Below are 20,895 nucleotides of genomic sequence, written 5' to 3'. Positions count from 1 at the left end.
GCTTACTCATCATCAAGGTGGAGACGACGACGGCTGACAATACGCAGCATGCGCCACAGCACCCAGGCCAGAAGCACAATGCTCACCGCAGCCAGAATCGCCAGCAGCACCGGGTGGCTGGACAGCGCAAACCAGATACGCTCAAACCACGGCAGGTGTCCGACATAATAGACGTCGCCCACGCGCAGGCTGTTCACCCCGGATTCACGAATCACCGACGCGGAACCAAACATCGCCGCCCGCTTACCGCTGTCGTTTAGCGCACCGTTCAGCAGCTCGTTACCGCGCGGACTGTCCGCCAGCAGCGCCACGACGCTGCGTTGATCGTAATACGGCGACTGGAAGCTGATAATGGCCGCCATTGGCCCGGAGGAGGTGATATCCGTGCGCGTATTGGGCGTTCTGGCCTCATCATCCGGATAGATGCTCGGCAGATCGTAATGGCGCATCGGCATCTTCACCCAGCTCTTTGTCGCATCGACCAGCAGGCTAATTTTGGTCTCATCTTTCAGCGCTGCCGGAATCGAGCCAATCAACAGCAGGTCGGCGTCTTTATCCTTAATTTTGTTGCCATCATCGGTGACCTGCACATTGATAGCCGCCAGGCCAGTCTGCGCGCCGATACCGCCAACGGATTCCAGTAGCGTCGCCACCTGGCCCTCAGTCGGGGCGGATGGCACCACAATCAGCGTGTCAGCAAGGTCGGCCATCCGGCTATACGGGAAGCCCGAATTGGCAAACACGCGCAGATCCGGCATGGCAATAAAGTGGTAATACTTCGAGAAGTCGATCGTTGAATCGTCACCGATCACCACGTGGTTCTGCACCGGCTGAAAGGTAATACAGTTATCAATAGAGCCGCCCGGCATCGGGTTCATGTACTGGAAATCAAAACGCAGATGGTTGAGCGCCCCGAGGCGCAGCGCCGGGATACTGACGTTGGTCTTACCGTCCAGCAGCCCCTGCAACACCGGCAGACGCAATATTAATTTATTCACGTCCTGAGAGCTGTTCAGGCTGAAGGATTGCAGGAACTGGTCATTGAGGCTGATATCCATCCGCGAACTGTCTTTGATCGGCGGCATGGTGTAGCGATAGTTCAGCTTCATATCGATGCCGTTGGCGCGCAGCAAATAGAGATCCGGCGGCAAATTCAGCGCCACGTTAATGGAATCTGGCACCAGGCCGCTGGACTGCAGCTGCTGTTCGTAGGTTTTCAGTTCGCCGAAGGTGACTTCACGATCGGTTCGCACCCAGTTCGGCGCATCATAGGGTTTACGCGCCTGCAGCTCTTTGACGTCGTCGACCACGACGCTACTGCCGCGGAACAGAATATTGCCCTGTGCGATCCCCCTGGCGGCCAGCAGCAGATCTTTGTCATCACGGCCAAAGACCACCAGCAGCTTGACGTAAGGGTTGTCCGGATGGTCGATCATTTCGATGGTCGGCGCCTTCACCGGCGGATGTTCGCGCAGGAAGTCCGGGCGCTTATCGTTGGTCGCAAACACGATGGCGTTGCGATCCGGCAGTTTGTTAAACAGTACCGGGAACGCCTGGCCGCGCCAGCCGGCTTTACTGCCGAACCAGGAGGCCACAATCGCCGCCGCCTGCTGCTGCTGCGCATCCGGCGAGGAGGCGAAAACCATCGGCAGCGTCAGCGATCGGTTGTCCCGGGGGTCGTAGAACGGCACCGGGAAATGGGACAGATCGTTACGCACCGCCAGCGCCTGATAGGTCAGGTCCAGGTTGCTGTCACGCCCGACGTCCAGCCATAACGTACTGCTGGCCGGGTTCTCGCACACATCGCGATAATGGCCGACGAACACCAGACGCACGCGGTTAAAGTCGGTGATATACAGAGGATCGATAGGGATCTGCGCGCTGACTTTTTTACCCAGCTGCTCTTTAGTAACCGGCAGGACGCCCATCAGCTCATCATTGAGGTACACCTTCAGCTGCGACTGCACCGGCAGCAGTGAAGGGGACGGCGTATAGTCGAGATTCAGCAGGGCTTTCGTCACGACCTCATCGCTGCGCATACCAAATTCTACCGAGCCGTCGGGATGCGCCCCGCGCAGTACCATGCTGCCCGGAGGCGGGGCGATACTGGCGAAAGAGAGCTTCACGTCGCGGGTCGGAACATTCTCCATGACGACCGCCGGCGCTGGCGGTGCGGCAAGGGTTGCCGTCGGCTGGCTGTCGGCAATGACCGGGGCCGTCAGGCCACCGTCCAGCGGATCCGTCGCCGCAGGCGCTGGCGCTGCCGCCACGACTGTCGTCGGCGCCGCAAAAGAGGCGAAGGATGACCAACCAGCCATGCCCACTGCCACTGCACAAATCAAGGAGAGTTTTCTTTTCATCGCATTATCATCATTGTTGAGCCATTTCTGGTTCCGCAGAGAGTATCGCCGCGGCACGCTCAGGCCGACGGGGAACAAACGAGACTATCCAGGCAACCAGCATGGTGAGCGAGCGGAAAATAACCTTCACCGACGGCGGCGAGAACTCCGCCAGGTGACGATATCCACGGAACCCCAGCTTCAGGATATCCAGCAGGCTTTCCATCGGTTTATCTTCCGGGAAGCTATCCTGCCAAAGCGCCCACGTATCAGCACGGGCAAACGTACACTGTACAAAATCAATATGTTGTTGATTGGTCAACGGCATCAGCTGCAAACCGACTTCGCTGCCGTTCACGCGCGCAACCCTGACCGGGAAGGCATATTCCTGCTGTCCGCGTTTGAGCAGCAGATTCACCTTTTGCCCTTCCAGCACCTGCGCCTTACCGTTAATTTTGATCCCCAGCCCGCCATCGGAATAGTCATGTACGGTACAGGAGAACAGGTGGCCATCTTCGCGCGCAATTGCCGCCGGCATGCTCATTTCGACGCGATGCGAGCGACGGACCTGTTTACTTTCCACCGAGACCGCCACCGCGCCGCCAAGGATAATCAGGTTATAGAACACCCAGACGATACTGACCCAAACGGTCAGGATCTCATTTTCCGGGCCATAGAAGTGACGCCAGACCCCAGCCGCCACGCCCACCAGGTTCAGCAGCACCAGATAGATATAGGGACGGGAAATGACCCAGTCGACATATTCGTCCTCCACCAGTCCTCCTTTCGCCGTCACGTTGAACTTACCTTTATGCGGGTTAATCAGCGCGACAAAGGTCGGCGGCGCGATATACCAGGCCAGCGTGGTTTCGTAGATTTCGCTCCAGAAAGAGTGGCGATATTTGCCCTGAATCTTCGAGTTCGTCAGGCTCGCATGAATCATATGCGGCAAGACGAAGAGCGCGATCATCAGCGCCGGCGCATAGATGATATAGGCGTGCAGCAGTAAAAATGCCAACGGCGCGACGAGGAAGATCAGCCGGGGAATGCCGGATAAAAAGTGCATCATCGCATTGACGTAACAGAGCCGCTGCGCAAACTTAAGCCCTTTACCAAACAAAGGGTTATCGAGGCGGAAAATCTGCACCATGCCACGCGCCCAGCGAATACGCTGGCCAATATGCGCTGAAAGGCTTTCGGTCGCCAGGCCGGCGGCCTGCGGAATGCGCATATAGGCGGACGTGTAGCCGCGACGGTGCAGACGCAGGGAGGTGTGGGCATCCTCGGTCACCGTTTCCACAGCAATACCGCCAATCTCATCCAGCGGGCCGCGCCGAATCACCGCGCAGGAGCCGCAGAAGAAGGTGGCGTCCCACATATCGTTGCCATCCTGCACCAGGCCATAAAACAGGGTCCCCTCGTTTGGCGTTTTCCTGAAACGTCCCAGATTGCGTTCAAACGGGTCGGGCGAGAAGAAATGGTGCGGCGTCTGCATCATCGCCAGCGCTTTCTCTTTCAGGAACCACCCCATGGTCATCTGCAGGAAAGAGCGTGTCGGCACGTGGTCGCAGTCGAAGATCGACACAAATTCGCCTTTGGCGTACTTAAGCGCGTTGTTGATATTCCCGGCTTTAGCGTGCTCGTGAGTGGCGCGGGCGATGTAATGCACGCCGACGTCTTTGGCGAACTGGCGAAACTCTTCGCGCCCGCCGTCATCGAGGATCCAGATATTGAGCTTATCTTTCGGCCAGTCGATACCTTGCGACGCATAAATGGTGTTTTTCACCACGTTAAGGTCTTCATTGTAGGTGGGAACGAAAATATCCACCGTCGGCCACTCGGCCATATCTTTGGGTAACGGAACCGGCTGGCGATTCAATGGCCATATCACCTGGAAATAGCCCAGCACCAACACCAGCCAGGCATAGGTTTCAGCAAACAGCAGCACAATGCCGCACACCAGGCTGACGGGATCGTCCCAGTTCAGCGTCGAGGTATAGCGCCACCAGATGTAGCGGCAGGAGACGGTCAGCGAGAGGACAATCAGCATCAGGGCCGAAAAACGCCCGGGAATACGGCGCACCAGCAGCGCCACGCCCCACAGCAACATCAGGAAAATAAACTGCGAAAGCGGGTTAAACGGCTGAGTAATACACAGCAGCGACAGCACCAGCGAGAAAGTGACCACCACGCCAAGAATCGCCTTGCGCAGTTTCGGGCTGACATGCGCCAGCTCTTTGTGTTTATTCAGATGGGCAGTACGGCTGTTCGTCCGCTCGGGAAGCGTCTCCAGCCACTGGGTGTAGCGCCCGTGAACCCCTTTGATGGCGGCAAACGAACGCCAGTTCGCCTTTTTATCCGCCCCGGGTACATGCGTCACCAGCAGCCACAGGGACTGCAGCAGATAGCGCAGCGGATCCAGCAGCCGCGGGCGATGGGGATTAATATGCGGAAAGTAGTCACGATGGTTGTTCAGAATCGCCTGCCAGCGCGGTGTTTCCAGCGGCATCAGCGCCCAGACCAGCGACGCCCACAGGCAGCCCAGCGAGGCGGACAGCCACGATGCGCCGTGCTGGCGATAATCGCTGTAGCGTTCGCTCAGGCGTTCCGCAACCGCAGGCGCCAGGAGCAAAGTACTGAGGCGCATCATTGCGTCCCCTTGCCGGAATAGTGCAGCAAGCACCAGTTAGCGAGGGTCAGGATCTCTTCGGCGGCCAGCGAATCAGAACGATATTCCCCGAGCGGCTGCTTCGCCGCCAGACACTCCGCCATCGCCTCATCACGATGGACGGTGACCGGCAAAATACGGCGCTGGCTCTCCAGCCACAGCTGATACAAATCTTCCTGTAGCTGGCTGCCGACGCGCAGATCGTTAATCAGAATATCGCCCTTCGCCGGCAGCGCCTGTTGATGCAGGCGAATATGGCTGTTGCCATCCGGATGCACCACCACCAGCGTGCGATCGCAGGCGCTAAGCAGCGAACGAGTCAGCGGGGAATAACCTTCCGGTAAATCCAGCAGCAGCCAGCGATGATCGCCCTGCTGTTCCAGTTTCTCCACCATGCCGACAAACGATTCCAGCAGCGGATAGAGCTTATCAACGTTCTCTCTTTCACCGGGCGAGAGCAGACCAAAAGGCAAAATATCGATATGCGAGGTATAACGGATGCCGGCGTCACGCCAGTCGCCTCCGTCAATTAACGCGCGTGCCCAACCGTCGCGATGCGTCGCATCAACGTTGAAAAAATAGCGCAGCATATTATCCGGGCTGGCGTCGATCGCCAGAACCGTCTCCCCGAGGAGCTGTAACGCCCAGGCGAGCGCGGCGGTAATCGACGTGGTGCCCACGCCACCGCGGATACCCTGTAATCCAAGAATAGCCATCGACGGCGTCCTTACTTTTTCTCTGCGAGTTCCGCCAATAGTGGCCAGCGTTTCAGCGCCGCGGCTAACTGCTCGCGCCGGGAAATGTCGTGGTAATCAATTTCGGGCAGGGAAAATGCCCGGCTTAACGCCAGGAAATCATTTTGAAAGGTGTAACCCAGCGTTGCATCTGAGGGTACTGAAGGCTCTTTTCCCGGCATTTCGCTGTCCATTCAAAAAACACATAAATAAAACCCGATGTATAATAGGCTCAATCTCAAGTCACCTATATATGCTAAAACTGATACCCTTTAAATTCAATGTTAGGTTTACTCTGACGCTTTCGCTAGTAAACTGATCCAGTATGAATCAGGGCTGACGAGGAACGACGTGAATATCGTTTATACTTTAGGTATTTCATCATTATGGGACGAGGTCTGCCATATGCCCGTCGGGGGCGTGTGGTGGCTTAACGTCGATCGCTATCCTGACGCGGTAAGCCTGCTCAATCAAACCCTGGCGGCCCAGGATAAAGAGTGTAAAGTCGCCGCCATCGTCATGGGTGAGAAACCAAATAAAATCATATCATTAAAAAAAGATCGCGGCCCGGAAAAAGTGGCGTTATTCAGTATGCCTGACCTGACGGCCGGGCTGGAAGAAATGCATCGTGATTTACTCTGCTCGATCGATCCGGCCAATTACTTTTTTATTTTGCTGTGCGCCGAAAATGCATGGAAAAACATAAAAAGTGAGAAAATAAGCGCATGGGTTGAAAAATCTCATCAATGGGCTAAATACCATAAGTGTTCGTTATTAATTCTTAATTCAGATAATGATATAGACAAGCAACTCTCGCCATTATTACACGAGTATCGCGCGCTTTCCGGGCTGGCGAGCATTCGTTATCAGGGCGATAGTTTTCTGTATGATATTGCCTGGTGGGGCAGCGAAAAAGGAATGAGCGCCCAGCAACAGCTGACGGTAATTCAGGATGACGACGGCTGGCGACTGGCTGAAGAAGAAGAGGCCACGGTGCAGCCGCGCAGCGATGAGAAGGTCGTCCTGAGTAACCTGCGAGTCCTGGAAGGGGCGCCTGCCCTGTCTGAATACTGGACGCTGTTTGATACCAATGACGGCGTGTTTAATGCCGCCCGCACCGCGCAGGCGGCAACGCTGTTATTTTCCGTGACGCAGAACGAACAAATTGAGCAACTGGGTCGCTATATTCACACGCTGCGCCGGCAGCGCGGCAGCGCGTTGAAAATCGTCGTCCGCGAACAGCTACCCAGCCTGCGAACTACCGATGAGCGACTGCTACTCAGCAGCGGCGCGAATATGGTGATCCCCTTCAGCGCCCCGCTTTCCCGCTGCCTGACGTTAGTGGAAAGCGTGCAAAAACAGAAGTTCACCCGCCATATTCCGGAAGAGTTCGCCACCCTGCTGACCTGGAGTCAGCCGCTCAAACTGCGCGGCTACCAAAAGTGGGGAGATTTCTGCGCCGCGGTACATAACATTATGACCAACACCATGCTGCCTGCGGACAGCAAGGGGGTGATGGTAGCGCTGCGCCCGGCGCCGGGGCTGCGCGTCGAGCAAGCGCTGACGCTGTGCCGGCCGAACCGTATGGGCGATATCATGACGATCGGTAACAACCGATTAGTGCTGTTTCTGTCGTTTTGTCGCGTAAACGACCTGGACACCGCGCTAAACCATATTTTCCCGTTGCCCACCGGCGATATTTTTTCGAACCGCATGGTCTGGTTTGAAGATAAACAAATCACGGCGGAAATTGGGCTGATGCGGGGTATTTCGCCGGCGCAGTGGAACACGCCGCTGCCTATTACGATGGAGAAAAACACCCCCATTAACGCGGCCCATGACGGACGCAGCTGGCGACGTATTCCGCAGCCGCATCGTTTGTCTACCGACAGGGAGAAAACGTCATGATGTCCATCAGTGATATTCTTCAGCTGATCGTACTGTGTGCCCTGCTGTTTTTTCCGCTGGGATATCTGGCGCGCCATTATCAGCGCCGAATTCGCACCACCTTACGCTTAATGTTCTTTAAACCTCGTTATGTCAAACCGGCTGGCGTATTACGCCGGGAAGCAACAACTCAGCAAGGCAAACTGAATAAATGACGAATCCAAAAACTAATGCGACGCCGCTGCCGCTGTGGCAATACTGGCGTGGCCTGGCCGGTTGGAATTTTTACTTCCTGGTGAAGTTTGCGCTGCTTTGGGCGGGATATCTTAATTTTCATCCCATGCTCAACCTGGTCTTTCTCGCGTTTTTACTGGTCCCGCTGCCAAAATATAAACTGCACCGCCTGCGGCACTGGATTGCTATTCCGATCGGCATCGGATTGTTCTGGCATGATACCTGGCTACCGGGGCCGGAAAGTATTTTCAGCCAGGGCTCACAGCTTGCTGGCTTCAGCGCCGGTTATATCTGGGACCTGATCACCCGCTTTATTAACTGGAATATGGTCGGCGCCTTCTTCCTGCTGCTGGTACTGTGGATGTTCATCAGCCAGTGGCTGCGCGTCACGGTGGTGGTCTCCGCGATTATGGTGTGGCTGGCGATCAGCCCACTGCTTCCGGCCTTTACCTTATGGCCCGTGGGCCAACCGACGGCAGCGGCGACCACCGCGAAGACTACCACCGCGACGATGGCGCCGGCGAGCACCTCGGCCGCCGGCGGCGATATTCCGGCCCAGACCGAACCGCCCACCTCGGCGAATTTGACCAACTGGCTGAACGCGTTCTACGCCTCAGAACAGAAGCGTAAAACGCCGTTCCCGGATCAGCTGCCGGCCGATGCCCAGCCGTTTGACCTGCTGGTTATCAACATTTGCTCGCTATCATGGTCCGATATCGAAGCCGCCGGGCTGATGGATCATCCGCTGTGGAAGCATTTTGATATTGTGTTCAAAAACTTTAACTCGGCGACCTCCTACAGCGGCCCGGCGGCGGTACGACTGCTGCGCGCAAGCTGTGGCCAGCTGTCGCATTCGAACCTCTATCAACCGTCGGGCAGCGACTGTTACCTGTTCGAAAATCTGGCAAAACTCGGCTTTACCCAACAGCTGATGCTCGGCCACAACGGCCTGTTCGGCGACTTCCTGAAAGAGGTGCGCAGCTTAGGCGGGATGCAAAGCCCGCTGATGGATCAAACGGGGCTGCCGGTCAGCCTGCAGGCTTTTGATGGCTCGCCGGTCTATGACGACTTAGCGACCCTCAACCGCTGGCTGGAAACCGAAAATAAACAGGGTAACGCCCGCAACGCCACCTTCTATAACACTCTGCCGCTGCACGACGGCAACCACTTCCCGGGCCAGAGCAAAACGGCGGATTACAAAGTTCGCGCGCAGAAACTCTTCGACGAGCTGGACAGCTTCTTTACCGCGCTGGAAAAATCGGGCCGTAAAGTGATGGTCGTGGTCGTACCGGAGCACGGCGGCGCGCTGAAGGGCGACAAAATGCAGGTTTCCGGCCTGCGTGATATCCCGAGTCCGTCCATTACCAACGTACCGACGGCGGTGAAATTTTTCGGCATGAAGGCACCGCATCAGGGCGCCCCGCTGATTATCGACCAGCCAACCAGCTATCTGGCGGTGTCGGAGCTGGTGGTACGCGCGCTGGACGGCAAGATGTTTACCGAAGATAACGTGGACTGGCAGCAGTACACCGCCAACCTGCCGCAAAGCGCCGCGGTATCGGAAAACGCCAACGCCATCGTTCTGCAGTACCAGGGGAAACCTTACGTTCAGCTGAACGGCGGAAGCTGGGTACCGTACCCGCAATAACCCCGCCAATGGCCGCAGGGGCGTTCCCTGCGGCCATGATGCGCCAGTAGTCAACTGCCCCTCGCCTCCTCGTTAATCTCCCGGTGAAACCGCCAACGACCGCACAGGGTCGCTATCTCTGATGGCGTACTCCAGACGACCGTCGCTGGCAAAAAACGCCGTGACAGCGTTCGCCTGGGGCTATACGATATATATATGAATCATTACGGAACATATATATGGGAATCGTAAAAATCTCCGACCTGCTGCATGACGACATCCGCGACGCCAGCAAGGCCATGTCACGCTCAGTGAATGCTCAGGCGGAATACTGGATTCGGCTTGGGATGATGAGCGAACTCTACCCGGAGCTTAACCACCAGCAAATCAAGATGATGATGCTTAAATCGGGATCCGATCGTTTACTGGAGGTGATCAATGCCATCAATTCCCATTAAAACGGCGGACGAATTAGCCCGACAGCGCCGGGCAGGCGCGCTGCTGGCCTCGGTGTTCGACATGCTGGATAAGCATATTCAGCCCGGCATCACCACCATGGAGATCAACAACCTGGCGGAAGCGTTTATCGTCAACCAGCTCCATTCCCGACCGGCCAGCAAAGGGCAATACGATTATCCTTTCGTCTTAAATACCTCGGTGAATGAAGTGGTGTGCCACGGTATGCCAAAAGAAACGGAGCATCTGAAGTCAGGCGCGATCGTCAACGTCGACATTACGCTGGAAAAAGATGGTCTGATTGCGGACTCCAGCAAAATGTACTTAATCGGCGACGTTTCGCCGCTGGCCCGTCGACTGGTGAAGAAAACGTATGAAGCGATGTGGAAAGGTATCAAGGTTGTCAGGCCCGGCGCCACGCTGGGTGATATCGGCCATGCGATTCAGAGCTATGTTGAAAGCAACGGCTACAGCGTCGTACGCGAGTATTGCGGTCACGGTGTCGGGCAAGAGATGCATGAAGAGCCTCAGGTGCTGCACTACGGCAAGCCGGGTGAAGGCGCCGTGCTGCGAGAGGGCATGGTTTTTACCATCGAACCGATGGTCAACCAGGGCGATAGCCGGACAAAAATCAAGAAGGATGGCTGGACCGTGGTGACCCGCGATAAGAAGCTCTCGGCGCAGTGGGAACACACCGTGGCCGTCACCGCCGACGGCGTAGAAGTCCTGACGCTACGCGAGGACGAAATTATCCCGTTCTGAGCCGTTCCGGCTGTCGATATCGCCTTCAGCAAGCCAGAGCGCGCCTGGCGAAGGCGCTAACATTACCGATCGCGCCCTGCCAGCCAGACCAGCAGTTTCAGGCTGGCGGAGTAGTAATCATCCTGGGCGGTAATTTGTGGATCCTCCGCCGTCTCGCCCATGGTCAGATCGCGCACCGCCAGCAGGCCGCCGGTCATAAACCACGGGGAGACGTTATTGGTGCTGACGTTAATCCACGCGGGCGTTTGCAGCCGCGGATAGCTCTGGAACCAGTTTTTCCACGGCGTCAGCAGAGGGCTCTGCGGATCGGCCCAGGTGAGATACAGCGGGATACGAATCGCGTCATAGCTCATCCGCGGCGGCCACTCTTTCGCCGGCTCCATCTTACCGTCAGCTTTCAGCGCAACCCAGTCGGTAGGGAGCTGGGTTTTGCCCCATGCCATTTTACCCAGTAGCGTCTGACCATCGCTTTGCAGCTTACGCCAGGCGATCAGATGCGTACGCTCAGCAAACGCCTGCCATGCCGGGAAGATAAAGTAGGAGGGGTTAAGATTGAGATGGTCATTGCGGTTGAAGCCTTTGGCGCCCGGCATCATGACCTGATATCCGGCAAAGGTCACCACCGTATTTTTCAGCAGCGAGGCGGTAATGGCATCAGACGCGTTACCGTAGGATTTGTCCCCCCACTGTTGCTGTGCGCGCAGCAGCGCCCATGCAATCAGGGTATCGCCGTCGGTGGCATCGTTCTTATCGGCGACAGGGTCCGGCGCCACGGGGTTATAGCGCCAGTAAAAGAGCCCGTTGTCTTTATTGCGTAGCGTTTTATCGGTCCATTGCCATAGCTTGTCGAAGGCCGGCCGATCGTTTTTCGCGACCGCCAGCAGCATCGCGAATCCCTGGCCTTCGGTATGCGAAACGTTACCGTTGCCCGTATCCACAATGCGCCCGTCCGCCATCATAAAACGCGATTTATAGCTTTCCCAGGCGGCGTCTGCCCACGCGCGGGGCAGCACCATCATCGTCACCATGACTGCGATTACAGCACGCAAAGACATATGTTCACCCGTTATGGATGGAAGTAGAGGAACTGAACATCGGAAACCGAGAACAGCCGCTCACGCTGTAACACCACATGCGCACCGCCCCCTTGTCCCTGTAGCCAGCGAGAATAAAGCCCCTCGAGTATGGCACAAAATGCATTGCACCAGCGTACGCGGCGCGCATCGTCACGGCTCACCGGCAGCGCGCGATGACGTAAGCGCAGGCCGTCATCGCCCACCTCCACGCTGACGACGCCCCACTGAAAGCGGCTGAGCAGCTGGTTGATATTGGCCTCCAGCTGTCCGACTGTTTCTGACTCTGGCAGCGGATAGTTATCGGCCAGCGCTTCCCCCATCTGGCGTAAAAATGGCTGGCTCTCCAGCTCACCGGCGTTGTTCAGCATCCCGTCAATCATAATGAGCAGCAGATCAAACCATCCCGCGGGGGTTTGCTGCTGTTGAAACCAGGCCATGACTTCCGCGTTGTTTTTGTCCGTCATGATCAGTTATCTCCCAACATATAGCGGATATAGAGACCGGCGGTACTCTCGTTGTAATCACCGAAGGTGTCGTAGCCAATCTGGCCGCCCAGCGTCATCTGTTTGTTCACCTTATAATCCGCCCCGGCGCGCAGCGTGTAGCCAATGCCGCTTTTCGAGGTCGCTGAATAGTACGCCTCTTTGGCAAAACCATTGGCCACCGCGGTCTCCAGGGTCTGCTGCCATTCGGAGTTGGTCGGGAAGTAGGCGCTCTTATCCTGACTATAGGATTGATAGCCCACCGAGCCGCCAAGCTTCATGGTCCAGTTGTCATACTTCTCCGTCAGGTTAACCGGCAGCGAAACGCTCACGTAGTTTTGCGGGCTGAAGTAGCCCCCCTGACCATAGGTGAAGTAGCTCAGGTTCTTCGAGTAATCCATGTAGCTCATACTCAAACCGGCCTGCAGCTGGCGATACTCATCATGGTAAGGTCGCAGATAGACCCCGGCATTGGCGTTGATACTGGTGTTGCTGGCCACGTCGCTGCCAATGTAGCTGTAGCCACCGCCGCCGACGTAAAAACCGGCGTCGCCATCGTCATAGCTGAGCTGCAGGGTTCCGCCATTTTTTGTCACCTGCCCCCAGGTTTTCCCGGAGTAGGTGTCTTTCAGCCCCACGTAAGAGAGCAGGCTGTCGGTCAGCGAACGGCGCTCACCGGTGAAGATCAATGACAGGTAGTTGGTGAGTTTCGGCGACCATTTCACGCCCCCGACCACGGTGTTGAGATCCTGACCCAACGGCGTGCTGCCGATATCCACGCGATAATCATCGCCGCTCAGCGCCAGGGCTAATTCGACGCCATTTGCCTTCTGCGAATCCGTCGAACCGCTGGTCTGATCGACATTCGGTTTCTGGCTGGAGGAAGCCAGATAGCTGGCGACCTGTCCGGAGTCATAGGCGCCAAGTTTCGCCAGATTCTCCATCCCGCTGCTGGTCGTGGCGTTAAAGTCTGCCGCATTCAGCGTCCCCAGCGAACTCAAGGCTTCGGCTCCCGGATTGCTGGCAAAGTATGCCGTACGCTCCGTCTCAGTCATCGCCGCAATCGCCGCCTGTTCGCTGGTGGCAGTGGAAATCATGTTGGAAACCGCATTGGAGAGCGGGTTCGCGCCGTAGCGCCGCCAGGCGTCGCCGCTGGCGGTGCCGGCATTCAGCGAAATCGGCGTCACGGTAAAGTCAAAACGCGAGTCGCCAAACGGCGATGAGGACCAGGTCAGCGGCGTTTTCATCTCGGTCAGCTTACTGGTCCCGGATTCACCGTCGCGCCCACGCACCTCCATCCCCCCCTGCAGCGAGGTGCCGGTTTTATCCTGCAGCGACTCCATCATGGTATCAACCTGGCGCAGCATGCGGGTTTGCGCGGTCTCCACCGGCAGGTCGGGACGTTGGATGCCGGGCAGCGTGGTTCCGCTGCCTGTTGACACCTGGGCAACCTGCCACGGCATATATTGCCCGTAAGCCGATGCCGTTCGCGTCGTGGACGGCGTGCGGGAGACGCCCACAAAGGGGTTATCCGCCGCCAGCACACCGCCAACGGTCGGCGTTTGCGCGCTGTTGCTGCTCTGCAGCCCCAGCAGTTTGCCGCGCGCGCTGCGCAGATACGTCATAGCCTGCTGATGGTGTCCCTGCGCTTCCGCGACGCGCGCCAGCAGCAGCAGGCGATCCGGCGTATTGTCCTGACGCAATCCGCCGGCCAGCTGTTCCGCCCGGTCGTTATCGCCGGCCGACAGCGCAACATCGATAGCGCCGGAGCGCGCCGCCTGATCCGGCGTATCGCGGGTCATCAGATAGTCATAGACCACCCCGGCTTCTTTGTTCATTTTGCCGCTTTGATAGAGACGCGCCATCGCGAACATCAGATCGGTATTTTGCGGATCGCTTTGCATCGCCCCCATCAGCTTGTCATACGCCGCGGCATAGTTGCCCTGCTCCCGCAGTCGATCGGCTTCGTTGATCACGTAGCCGTTGCGGATGCTCGCCAGCTGCGTTGGCGTACTGCTTGCCTGAAGCTGCGGGTTCGACAGCAGAGTCTGCGCTTCATTGGTCAGCCCCGCCTGGTTGAGGACCGCCACCTGATCGGCATAGTCGCCGGCGTTCCCGGTGATTCCGCCGCTGATATTGTTGCGCACCAGCGTGACCGCCGTGGAAACATCGCCGCTCTGCGCCAGCAATCGCGCCAGTTTCCCCACGTCAGCCGGTGATTTTGGCGGCGTGGCCGACATCGCTTTCAGGGTATTGGACGCCGCCACCATGTTGCCCTGGGCGAGATAGTCTTGCGCGGTGGTCAGCTGCAGGTTGTAGTTTACCCGCTGACGCAGGTCGCGCATCTGGCTGGTCTGGCTGGCGGCGGGAATCCGCCCCAGCAGCGTCTGTGCCTGCTGCCAGCCGCCGCTCTCACTGGCAAACAGCGCTGCGGCATAGAGGTCGTTACTGCTGGCACCGGGACGATACGCGGCGGCCATCGTTGACGCGGCCTCGCTGTCATTGCCGGATTTTTGCAGGAGCCGGGCTAAGTCGAGGCGCATCCAGGCGTCATCCGGGTAGCGGGAGACCCCCTGGCGCAATGTCGCGATAGCGCCGCTGACGTTGCCGCTGTTGACCTGCTCCTGCGCCTGGCGACGTAGCGAATCTCCCGGCATACCGGTCACGATGCGCGGCTGCAGCTTTTGCTGCAAACTCTCCGGCAGCGTGCGTAACATCGCCTGCGCTTCCGCCGTTTTATTTTGCTCGCGCAGGATGTAGTAAAGGTTCTCGCGCGCCGGGCCATTTTGCGGCTGCTCGCTGAGCAGCGAGCGCAGCGTTTGTTCGGCCTGAGGGAGATCTTTGTTATGGCGCAATACATCGGCACGGAACAGTTTAGCCGATGAGCCACGCGTCCCGCTCTGCTGAGCCAGCGGAGCAGAGAGCGCCAGCGCCTGACTAATATTGCCTTGCTTGTACGCCTGCTGAGCCTGCGCCAGCTGCCCATAGAAGAGCGCGTCCGCCGCCTGCTGACGGCGCGCCGCTGAATCATTACCGCCGAGATCCGCCGCCCGGCTTAAATATTGCGATGCGGCCTGGAAGTCACCGTTGCGCTGGGCGATATATCCCATCCCGGCCAGCGCGTCCGCATCCTGCGGATTGGTTTGCAGCACTTGTTCAAACTGCTGCTTCGCCGCTGCGGTATTACCGCTATTGAGGTTAACGAACCCCTGACCACGCGCCTGGCCGCTTATCCGCTGGCGATAGTAATTCTGTACTTCGGTATCCTGCGGGTGGCGCTGCATCCAGGTATCGTAAAACGCCCGATCGCCCTCTTGCGGCCCCAGCCACAGCAGCGCCTGGCGCAGGCCGCTGTCGGCATCTTTACTGCCGCTGGCCATCGATTCCAGCATTGAGATCCCTTCCCGCCGGGTATCTTCCCGCCAGGTCAGCGCCTTGCCTAAAGCCACGCGTGGGGCGTTCTCCTGCGGATACTGCGCCACGTACTGACGCAGTTCGCTGACCGCCTGAGGATACAGCGCTTTGTCGCTGGCCATGGTCATGTAGTACTCGCCAGCCAGCCCCGGCGGCGGCGTGTTGCCGTTGAACATGCTGCGCCAGGTCGTCAGCGCAGCCGGAATATTGCCGCTGCGCGCCTGCTGTCTGGCCAGACCCAGCTGCCCCTGCGGCACCTGAGCCATTTTTTTAGCGTTATCCAGCTCCTGCAGGTTTGGGCTCTCTGGCGACACTTTCGCCAGGCGCGCCCGCCACTGGGCCGCCGCCTGAAGGTCGCCGCCCTGCTGTGCCCACAGCGCCATCAGATACATGGCCTGCGTGTTGTTGGCATCAACCAGCAGAACTTTCTGCAGCGACTCTATCGCCAGCTCATCGTGCGATTTTTCATGCCAGTAGTTCGCCTGGGCAAACAGCGCCTGCAGCGCGGCATCATTCCCCGCGGCCATGGCATCGCCGAGGGCGCCCAGGGTCAGCGCGCCGGACAGACAAAACGTGGATAATCCGCGGGTCGCCCTGCTCTTCATTTTAGTGGCTCGTTTCATTGGCTATCCCCCGAACTCAGACGCTTGCGTGCATGGCGTTTAAACATGGCGGTAAGCGCCAGGCCGATGATCGTTGTCGCCAGCAGTCCCAGCAGCGCCAGCAGACCGGAGTGCTGGTTGGCATACCAAACGGCCATCATGTACCACGGCATCTGCCCGCCAGGGTATGGCGTGCTCACCTGGAAGCTGCGAACCCCATTATCACTGGTGATAACCGCCGTATCACCGCGGATACCGGCGTTGATTCGCGGTGAATCAAGGTCGCTTTTCAGCTTCGTCAGCTGATCATCGTTGCTGGCCATCGCCACCACCACCGTCCGCCGTGGGTTCCACGGTGAACGGTAGCTAATAAAGCCGCGCCAGGCGCTGCTGGAGGAGAGATAGCGATCGGCATCCAGGCTGGCGGATGTCCAGTCGCCGGCCAGCCATCGCTGTACTTTTGAACTCAGTCCCGACTCGCGCACGCCCAGCTGATTATCCGTCTGATAATAAGGAGAATCTTCCAACAAGCGCTGGTTAAACGTTTTCTGATCGAGGGCGCTGACCGCCAGCACATCGCGATCGTGCAGATACTGAAGGCCAGCTCCACCGCTGGGGATGCCTAAAACAACCCGGTTGTTCGCCAGCGCCGTACCGGTCGCATTCCCCGAGCGGGCCGCGAGGTTTAACAGCGTGGCGACCTGCGTTTCCGACGGTTTTTCCGCCAGCAGCAGCGTGGTTTGTGAATAGTCCGCCAGCCGCGAGAACGGGAACGAAGCGCCGACGAAATAGGAGAGATTGGGCAGCAGCGAGAAGTGTCGCGTATTGCTCAAATCAATCCACGAATCATCGGTAATCCGGCTCTTGATATTGTTATTGAGCACCACCGAACAGGGGGCGTTTTGTTTCGGCACCACGTTGAAATAGAGCGACAGCTGGTTATCGCCGTAAATCAGATACGGCGCCAGCGGAATGGTAAACCGCTCCTGACGCACATCGCCGCCCAGATAACGCCATAATTTCTCCAGCGGCCCCTGCTTGTTTAGCGGCAGGTTGTGCAGGAATGTGTTATTGAGCGTCACGCTTAATAACGACTGCTCCTCATTAATCCAGTTTTCCGACGGGAAACGGTAGCCAATCTGCAAGGGAATCGTTTCCCCGTCCCACAGATAGAGATCCGGCGCCGCGCGGAAAGCTACGCGCAGCGGTTCATGCCAGACGCCGTTTACGGTCATACTCTGATCTTTACGCAGCAGCTCGCTGATTTTTACCGGCCGATCGGTTGGGATCCAGCGCGGGGCATCATACGGCTTGCCGATCGGGATCGCCTGCGGATCCACGCTCAGACTCGCGGTCTGCGGGGCAATATTACCGCGGGTCAGCCGCCAGGCCGCCGCACGCAGCGCCGCATCATTTTGCCCGACGATCAACAGCAGTTTGTAGGTGGGGTTACCCGGGTTATCGACAATCTGCAGCAGCGGTTTATCGGTTTGCGGCAGCGTCAGCCCGCCGACCTGGTCACCCGGATGGCCGATAATAATGCCGTGGCGCTCCGGTAAGCGGTCGCGCAGCGCGCTAAAAGCAATCCCGCGATAATCCGCCTGAATACCCAGCCACGACGAGAGCAGCGCTGCGGCGCTGAAGATATCCGCTCCCGATTTCTCCGGGTAGGCCACCGCGATATCCGCCGGGGTCATCTGCATGCTGTCGAAGAATGGCCGCGGGAAGTGACTCAAATCATTGCTGAGATTCAGCGGCTGGCTTTCCCAGTTAAAACGCGAAGCCGGTAAAATCGTGACGCCCGACGTGTCATGCGTATTGAGCTGGCACTGCATGTTGTCGCCATCATTCACTTTAAAGCTCAGATTGTTGCTGGAGACCATCAGCGCCGCCGGAATATCCAGCTGATAGTGCGAAATGTCCGCCCCGTCGGTGCCCAGCGGCACCGTGCCTAAAGGCTGGCCGTTGAGCATCAATTGCAGCGTGGCGTTGCGAGCGGCCATATCCGGCGAGACCTGAACATCCAGCATCAGCTCTGCATGGGTCACCACCTGGTCCGAAGGCAGCGTAAAACCCGCACCGCCCTGCTGTTGACCGCCGCTGAGGATAATGCCATCCGGCATCCCCATCTGAGCCAGATTCAGACTGCCCCCGACCACCGCTGTTAACGGCGCGACATCCGGCATTGCCGTATTGGTCGGTGGAGGCATGACGGGAAGCGAGGTGGCCGGATCCGCCGCCGCGGGTTCTGCTGTCGTGGGTGTCGATGCGGTCGACGACCCGGACGCGGCAGAGGGTTCTGGGATCACCGGAACCTCCGGTGTGGCCGACGGATCCGCGCCGGTGGTCGACGCGGATTCATCGGCGGGAACGCCGCCCGTGGTCGCGCCCGGTAACGGGAAATTGAGCGGCGCAGAACGATCGGCCGGCGCCTCTTCACCGTGCAGCACCGGTATGGAAAACATGCCGGCCAGCAGCGCAAGCGTGGTTAATCGCTTCATAGTTGCCCATCCTCCTGCGCGCTACTCGCGACAGGTTTCTGCTGGCGACGGCCGCGTCGTGTTTTCCAGCTCAGCCAGAACAGTTCAAACACGCAGCGTAAGATGGTGAAAAATGACCGGAACGGGTTGTCCTGCGGGCGCGGCGGGTTAATCCATGCATCGGCGCGCGCCAGCACCACTCGCACCAGTTCACGGCGCAAAGAGAGGGGAATATTTTCATCAAACTTGAGGCGAATAAAGTCCTCGTCCGCGGTCACCTGTTCAGCCGGAATACAAATCGCGCCAGATTGCAGAATCAGTTCAATCTCTTCGATCTCATCCTGCAGATGACGATCGTCCGGGACCGAGATGCGGCATCCGCCCATCGACAGATCTGCGGTGTGGCTGCGCGACACGATGCCGCTGGCGTAGTGAATCAACACCGGAATATTGACGTCGATACGGATCGTTTTCCGCACCTGGCGGGTTTCCCGGGCAACGGCAATCGCCGCCAGCAGGAAGATCAGGCTGTACAGCCCCCAGCCGACGTTCAGCGCGATAACGTTAGGATCCGAGCCGAAATAGTCATGGCCAATGGCCCTGACGATACCGACAATCACGCCAACCGCGAGCAAACATGCCACCACCAGATGCGGCCTGACGACGGTAAAGTCGAAGTAGCCCACATCCAGCAGCCCCCCTTTGTCGGTCACGTTGAATTTACCGCGTTTGGGGAAGATCATCGTCACCAGCGTCGGCAGCACCAGGTGGAATGCCAGCACGATGTCATAGATTTCCCCCCAGAAGCTGTAGCGATAGCGACCGTTCATCCGTGAGCCGACATAAATCGCCAGGAACAGATGCGGTAGCGCATACGAGACAATCAGGCTCGCTGAGGAGTAGATAATATTCAGGTTAAACAACAGATACGCTAACGGTGCGGTGACAAACACGACCCGTGGCAGGGCGAACTGATAGTAGAGCATGGCGCTGAGATAACACAGGCGCTGCTGGAAGGTCAGCCCGCGGCCCAGTAGCGGGTTATCGAGGCGGAAAATTTGCGTCATCCCACGCGCCCAGCGGGTACGCTGAATGACGTGCACGACCAAACGTTCGGTGGCTAAACCCGCAGCCAGTGGAATATCGAGAAACGATGATTTCCAGCCCAGGCGCTGAAATTTAAGCGCGGTGTGCGCATCTTCGGTCACAGTTTCTACGGCAAAACCACCGATATCATCCAGCGCTTTACGACGAATCACGGCGCAGGAACCGCAGAAGAAGGTCGCGTTCCAGTTATCGTTGCCCTGCTGAATCGGGCCATAGAACAGCATCCCTTCATTGGGGATATTGCGGCCGACGGAGAGGTTGCGTTCAAACGGGTCCGGCGAATAAAAATAGTGCGGGGTCTGCACCAGCGCCAGCATCGGGTCTTTGAGGAAGCCGCCGACCGTCGCCTGCAGGAACACGCGGGTCGCCACGTGGTCACAGTCGAAAACGCAAATCAGCTCCCCATGAGTCAGGGTCATCGCGTGGTTCAGGTTACCCGCCTTGGCGTGTTTATTATCATTACGGGTGATATAGCCAACGCCGACATCGGCGGCGAACACCGCAAACTCGCTACGTTTGCCATCGTCCAGCAGATAAATTTTCATTTTATCCGCCGGGTAATCGATACACTGCGCAGCCAACACGGTATCACGTACCACTTCCAGCGGTTCGTTATAGCTGGGAATATAAATATCGACCGTCGGCCATGTGCTCATATCATCCGGCAGCGGGACGATTTCTCGCTTCAGCGGCCAGACCGTTTGCAGATAGTTCAGCAGCAGCATCACCCAGATATAGACTTCCGCCAGAAACAGCCCCATCCCCAGCACCGTCTCAATAGTGGAGTTAAAATGCAGGGTCTGCGTCAGGCGAAAATACATATAGCGGGTAGACATCAGCAGCGAAGTCACGACCATAATGACCGAAATACTGCGCTTTTTGCTAAAGCCCATTAAGAACAGAATACCGATGCTTAGCAGACCAAAAAGGTACTGCTTTTGGCTGTCCATCGGCGTAATAATGACCAGAACGGCAATCGGCGATAGCACCAGTGCCAGCAACCAGAAAAGAGACTTTTTCATTCAGC

14 protein-coding genes are annotated in these 20,895 nt (G+C 57.9%); 5 read left to right on the top strand and 9 right to left on the bottom strand.

Annotated elements, in window-relative coordinates; genetic code table 11:
• Positions 1 to 2: 2 nt before the first annotated feature.
• The 4 genes from bcsB (GRPL_RS19960) to bcsR are packed head-to-tail and all read right to left on the bottom strand — an operon-like array spanning position 3 to position 5,923.
• Complete coding sequence (gene bcsB, locus GRPL_RS19960; RefSeq protein WP_049267925.1) at positions 3 to 2,360, bottom strand: cellulose biosynthesis cyclic di-GMP-binding regulatory protein BcsB; 2,358 nt, start codon at positions 2,358 to 2,360, stop codon at positions 3 to 5.
• A 10-nt stretch (positions 2,361 to 2,370) separates the two neighbouring features.
• Complete coding sequence (bcsA, locus tag GRPL_RS19965; protein ID WP_032698588.1) at positions 2,371 to 4,989, bottom strand: UDP-forming cellulose synthase catalytic subunit; 2,619 nt, start codon at positions 4,987 to 4,989, stop codon at positions 2,371 to 2,373.
• Positions 4,986 to 5,723, bottom strand: coding sequence for a cellulose biosynthesis protein BcsQ (bcsQ, locus tag GRPL_RS19970; RefSeq protein ID WP_032690337.1), 738 nt, complete (start codon positions 5,721 to 5,723; stop codon positions 4,986 to 4,988). Before bcsQ ends, bcsA (GRPL_RS19965) begins: the two co-directional genes overlap by 4 nt.
• Before the next feature lie 11 nt (positions 5,724 to 5,734).
• Positions 5,735 to 5,923, bottom strand: coding sequence for a cellulose biosynthesis protein BcsR (gene bcsR, locus GRPL_RS19975; RefSeq protein WP_004868728.1), 189 nt, complete (start codon positions 5,921 to 5,923; stop codon positions 5,735 to 5,737).
• A 169-nt stretch (positions 5,924 to 6,092) separates the two neighbouring features.
• Here bcsR and bcsE point away from each other — a divergent pair, with 169 nt between their 5' ends.
• The 5 genes from bcsE to map all read left to right on the top strand — a co-directional run bounded on the left by bcsE (position 6,093) and on the right by map (position 10,707).
• A complete protein-coding gene (gene bcsE / locus GRPL_RS19980) occupies positions 6,093 to 7,649 on the top strand; it encodes a cellulose biosynthesis protein BcsE (protein ID WP_032698586.1) in 1,557 nt (518 codons plus the stop codon).
• Positions 7,646 to 7,843: a cellulose biosynthesis protein BcsF gene (bcsF, locus tag GRPL_RS19985; protein ID WP_032690335.1), complete on the top strand. Its 198-nt coding sequence runs from the start codon at positions 7,646 to 7,648 to the stop codon at positions 7,841 to 7,843. The genes bcsE and bcsF overlap by 4 nt, the downstream gene beginning before the upstream one ends.
• A complete protein-coding gene (gene bcsG, locus GRPL_RS19990) occupies positions 7,840 to 9,510 on the top strand; it encodes a cellulose biosynthesis protein BcsG (protein ID WP_032690334.1) in 1,671 nt (556 codons plus the stop codon). Before bcsF ends, bcsG begins: the two co-directional genes overlap by 4 nt.
• 218 nt (positions 9,511 to 9,728) lie before the next feature.
• Complete coding sequence (locus GRPL_RS19995; protein ID WP_004868736.1) at positions 9,729 to 9,947, top strand: ParD-like family protein; 219 nt, start codon at positions 9,729 to 9,731, stop codon at positions 9,945 to 9,947.
• Positions 9,928 to 10,707, top strand: coding sequence for a type I methionyl aminopeptidase (gene map, locus GRPL_RS20000; RefSeq protein ID WP_032696968.1), 780 nt, complete (start codon positions 9,928 to 9,930; stop codon positions 10,705 to 10,707). The genes GRPL_RS19995 and map overlap by 20 nt, the downstream gene beginning before the upstream one ends.
• Positions 10,708 to 10,769: 62 nt before the next feature.
• On the opposite strand, the gene GRPL_RS20005 is transcribed toward map, so the two are convergent.
• The 5 genes from GRPL_RS20005 to bcsA (GRPL_RS20025) are packed head-to-tail and all read right to left on the bottom strand — an operon-like array spanning position 10,770 to position 20,890.
• A complete protein-coding gene (locus tag GRPL_RS20005) occupies positions 10,770 to 11,762 on the bottom strand; it encodes a family 8 glycosyl hydrolase (RefSeq protein ID WP_032698584.1) in 993 nt (330 codons plus the stop codon).
• 11 nt (positions 11,763 to 11,773) lie between these two features.
• Positions 11,774 to 12,250 (bottom strand): cellulose biosynthesis protein BcsD, encoded by a 477-nt coding sequence (gene bcsD, locus GRPL_RS20010; RefSeq protein ID WP_162180061.1) that lies wholly within the window; start codon positions 12,248 to 12,250, stop codon positions 11,774 to 11,776.
• A complete protein-coding gene (locus GRPL_RS20015; RefSeq protein ID WP_032698583.1) occupies positions 12,250 to 16,302 on the bottom strand; it encodes a cellulose biosynthesis protein BcsC in 4,053 nt (1,350 codons plus the stop codon). The genes bcsD and GRPL_RS20015 overlap by 1 nt, the downstream gene beginning before the upstream one ends.
• Positions 16,299 to 18,782 (bottom strand): cellulose biosynthesis cyclic di-GMP-binding regulatory protein BcsB, encoded by a 2,484-nt coding sequence (bcsB, locus tag GRPL_RS20020; protein WP_032696969.1) that lies wholly within the window; start codon positions 18,780 to 18,782, stop codon positions 16,299 to 16,301. Before bcsB (GRPL_RS20020) ends, GRPL_RS20015 begins: the two co-directional genes overlap by 4 nt.
• Positions 18,779 to 20,890, bottom strand: coding sequence for a UDP-forming cellulose synthase catalytic subunit (bcsA, locus tag GRPL_RS20025; RefSeq protein ID WP_032698675.1), 2,112 nt, complete (start codon positions 20,888 to 20,890; stop codon positions 18,779 to 18,781). Before bcsA (GRPL_RS20025) ends, bcsB (GRPL_RS20020) begins: the two co-directional genes overlap by 4 nt.
• Between the last annotated feature and the right edge of the window lie 5 nt (positions 20,891 to 20,895).

It is taken from the genome of Klebsiella planticola ATCC 33531, assembly GCF_000735435.1.
GTDB classification, from domain to species: domain Bacteria; phylum Pseudomonadota; class Gammaproteobacteria; order Enterobacterales; family Enterobacteriaceae; genus Klebsiella; species Klebsiella planticola.
Note: the sequence above shows the minus strand (reverse complement) of the source record. Positions and strands in the feature narration are given on the sequence as shown.

Coding starts and splice junctions, on each gene's coding strand:
- bcsF (WP_032690335.1), top strand. CDS start 7,646: ATGATGTCCATCAGTGATATTCTTCAGCTGATCGTACTGTGTGCCCTG.
- bcsR (WP_004868728.1), bottom strand. CDS start 5,923: ATGCCGGGAAAAGAGCCTTCAGTACCCTCAGATGCAACGCTGGGTTAC.
- bcsA (WP_032698588.1), bottom strand. CDS start 4,989: ATGATGCGCCTCAGTACTTTGCTCCTGGCGCCTGCGGTTGCGGAACGC.
- bcsA (WP_032698675.1), bottom strand. CDS start 20,890: ATGAAAAAGTCTCTTTTCTGGTTGCTGGCACTGGTGCTATCGCCGATT.
- bcsQ (WP_032690337.1), bottom strand. CDS start 5,723: ATGGCTATTCTTGGATTACAGGGTATCCGCGGTGGCGTGGGCACCACG.
- GRPL_RS20005 (WP_032698584.1), bottom strand. CDS start 11,762: ATGTCTTTGCGTGCTGTAATCGCAGTCATGGTGACGATGATGGTGCTG.
- bcsB (WP_049267925.1), bottom strand. CDS start 2,360: ATGAAAAGAAAACTCTCCTTGATTTGTGCAGTGGCAGTGGGCATGGCT.
- GRPL_RS19995 (WP_004868736.1), top strand. CDS start 9,729: ATGGGAATCGTAAAAATCTCCGACCTGCTGCATGACGACATCCGCGAC.
- bcsB (WP_032696969.1), bottom strand. CDS start 18,782: ATGAAGCGATTAACCACGCTTGCGCTGCTGGCCGGCATGTTTTCCATA.
- map (WP_032696968.1), top strand. CDS start 9,928: ATGCCATCAATTCCCATTAAAACGGCGGACGAATTAGCCCGACAGCGC.
- GRPL_RS20015 (WP_032698583.1), bottom strand. CDS start 16,302: ATGAAACGAGCCACTAAAATGAAGAGCAGGGCGACCCGCGGATTATCC.
- bcsG (WP_032690334.1), top strand. CDS start 7,840: ATGACGAATCCAAAAACTAATGCGACGCCGCTGCCGCTGTGGCAATAC.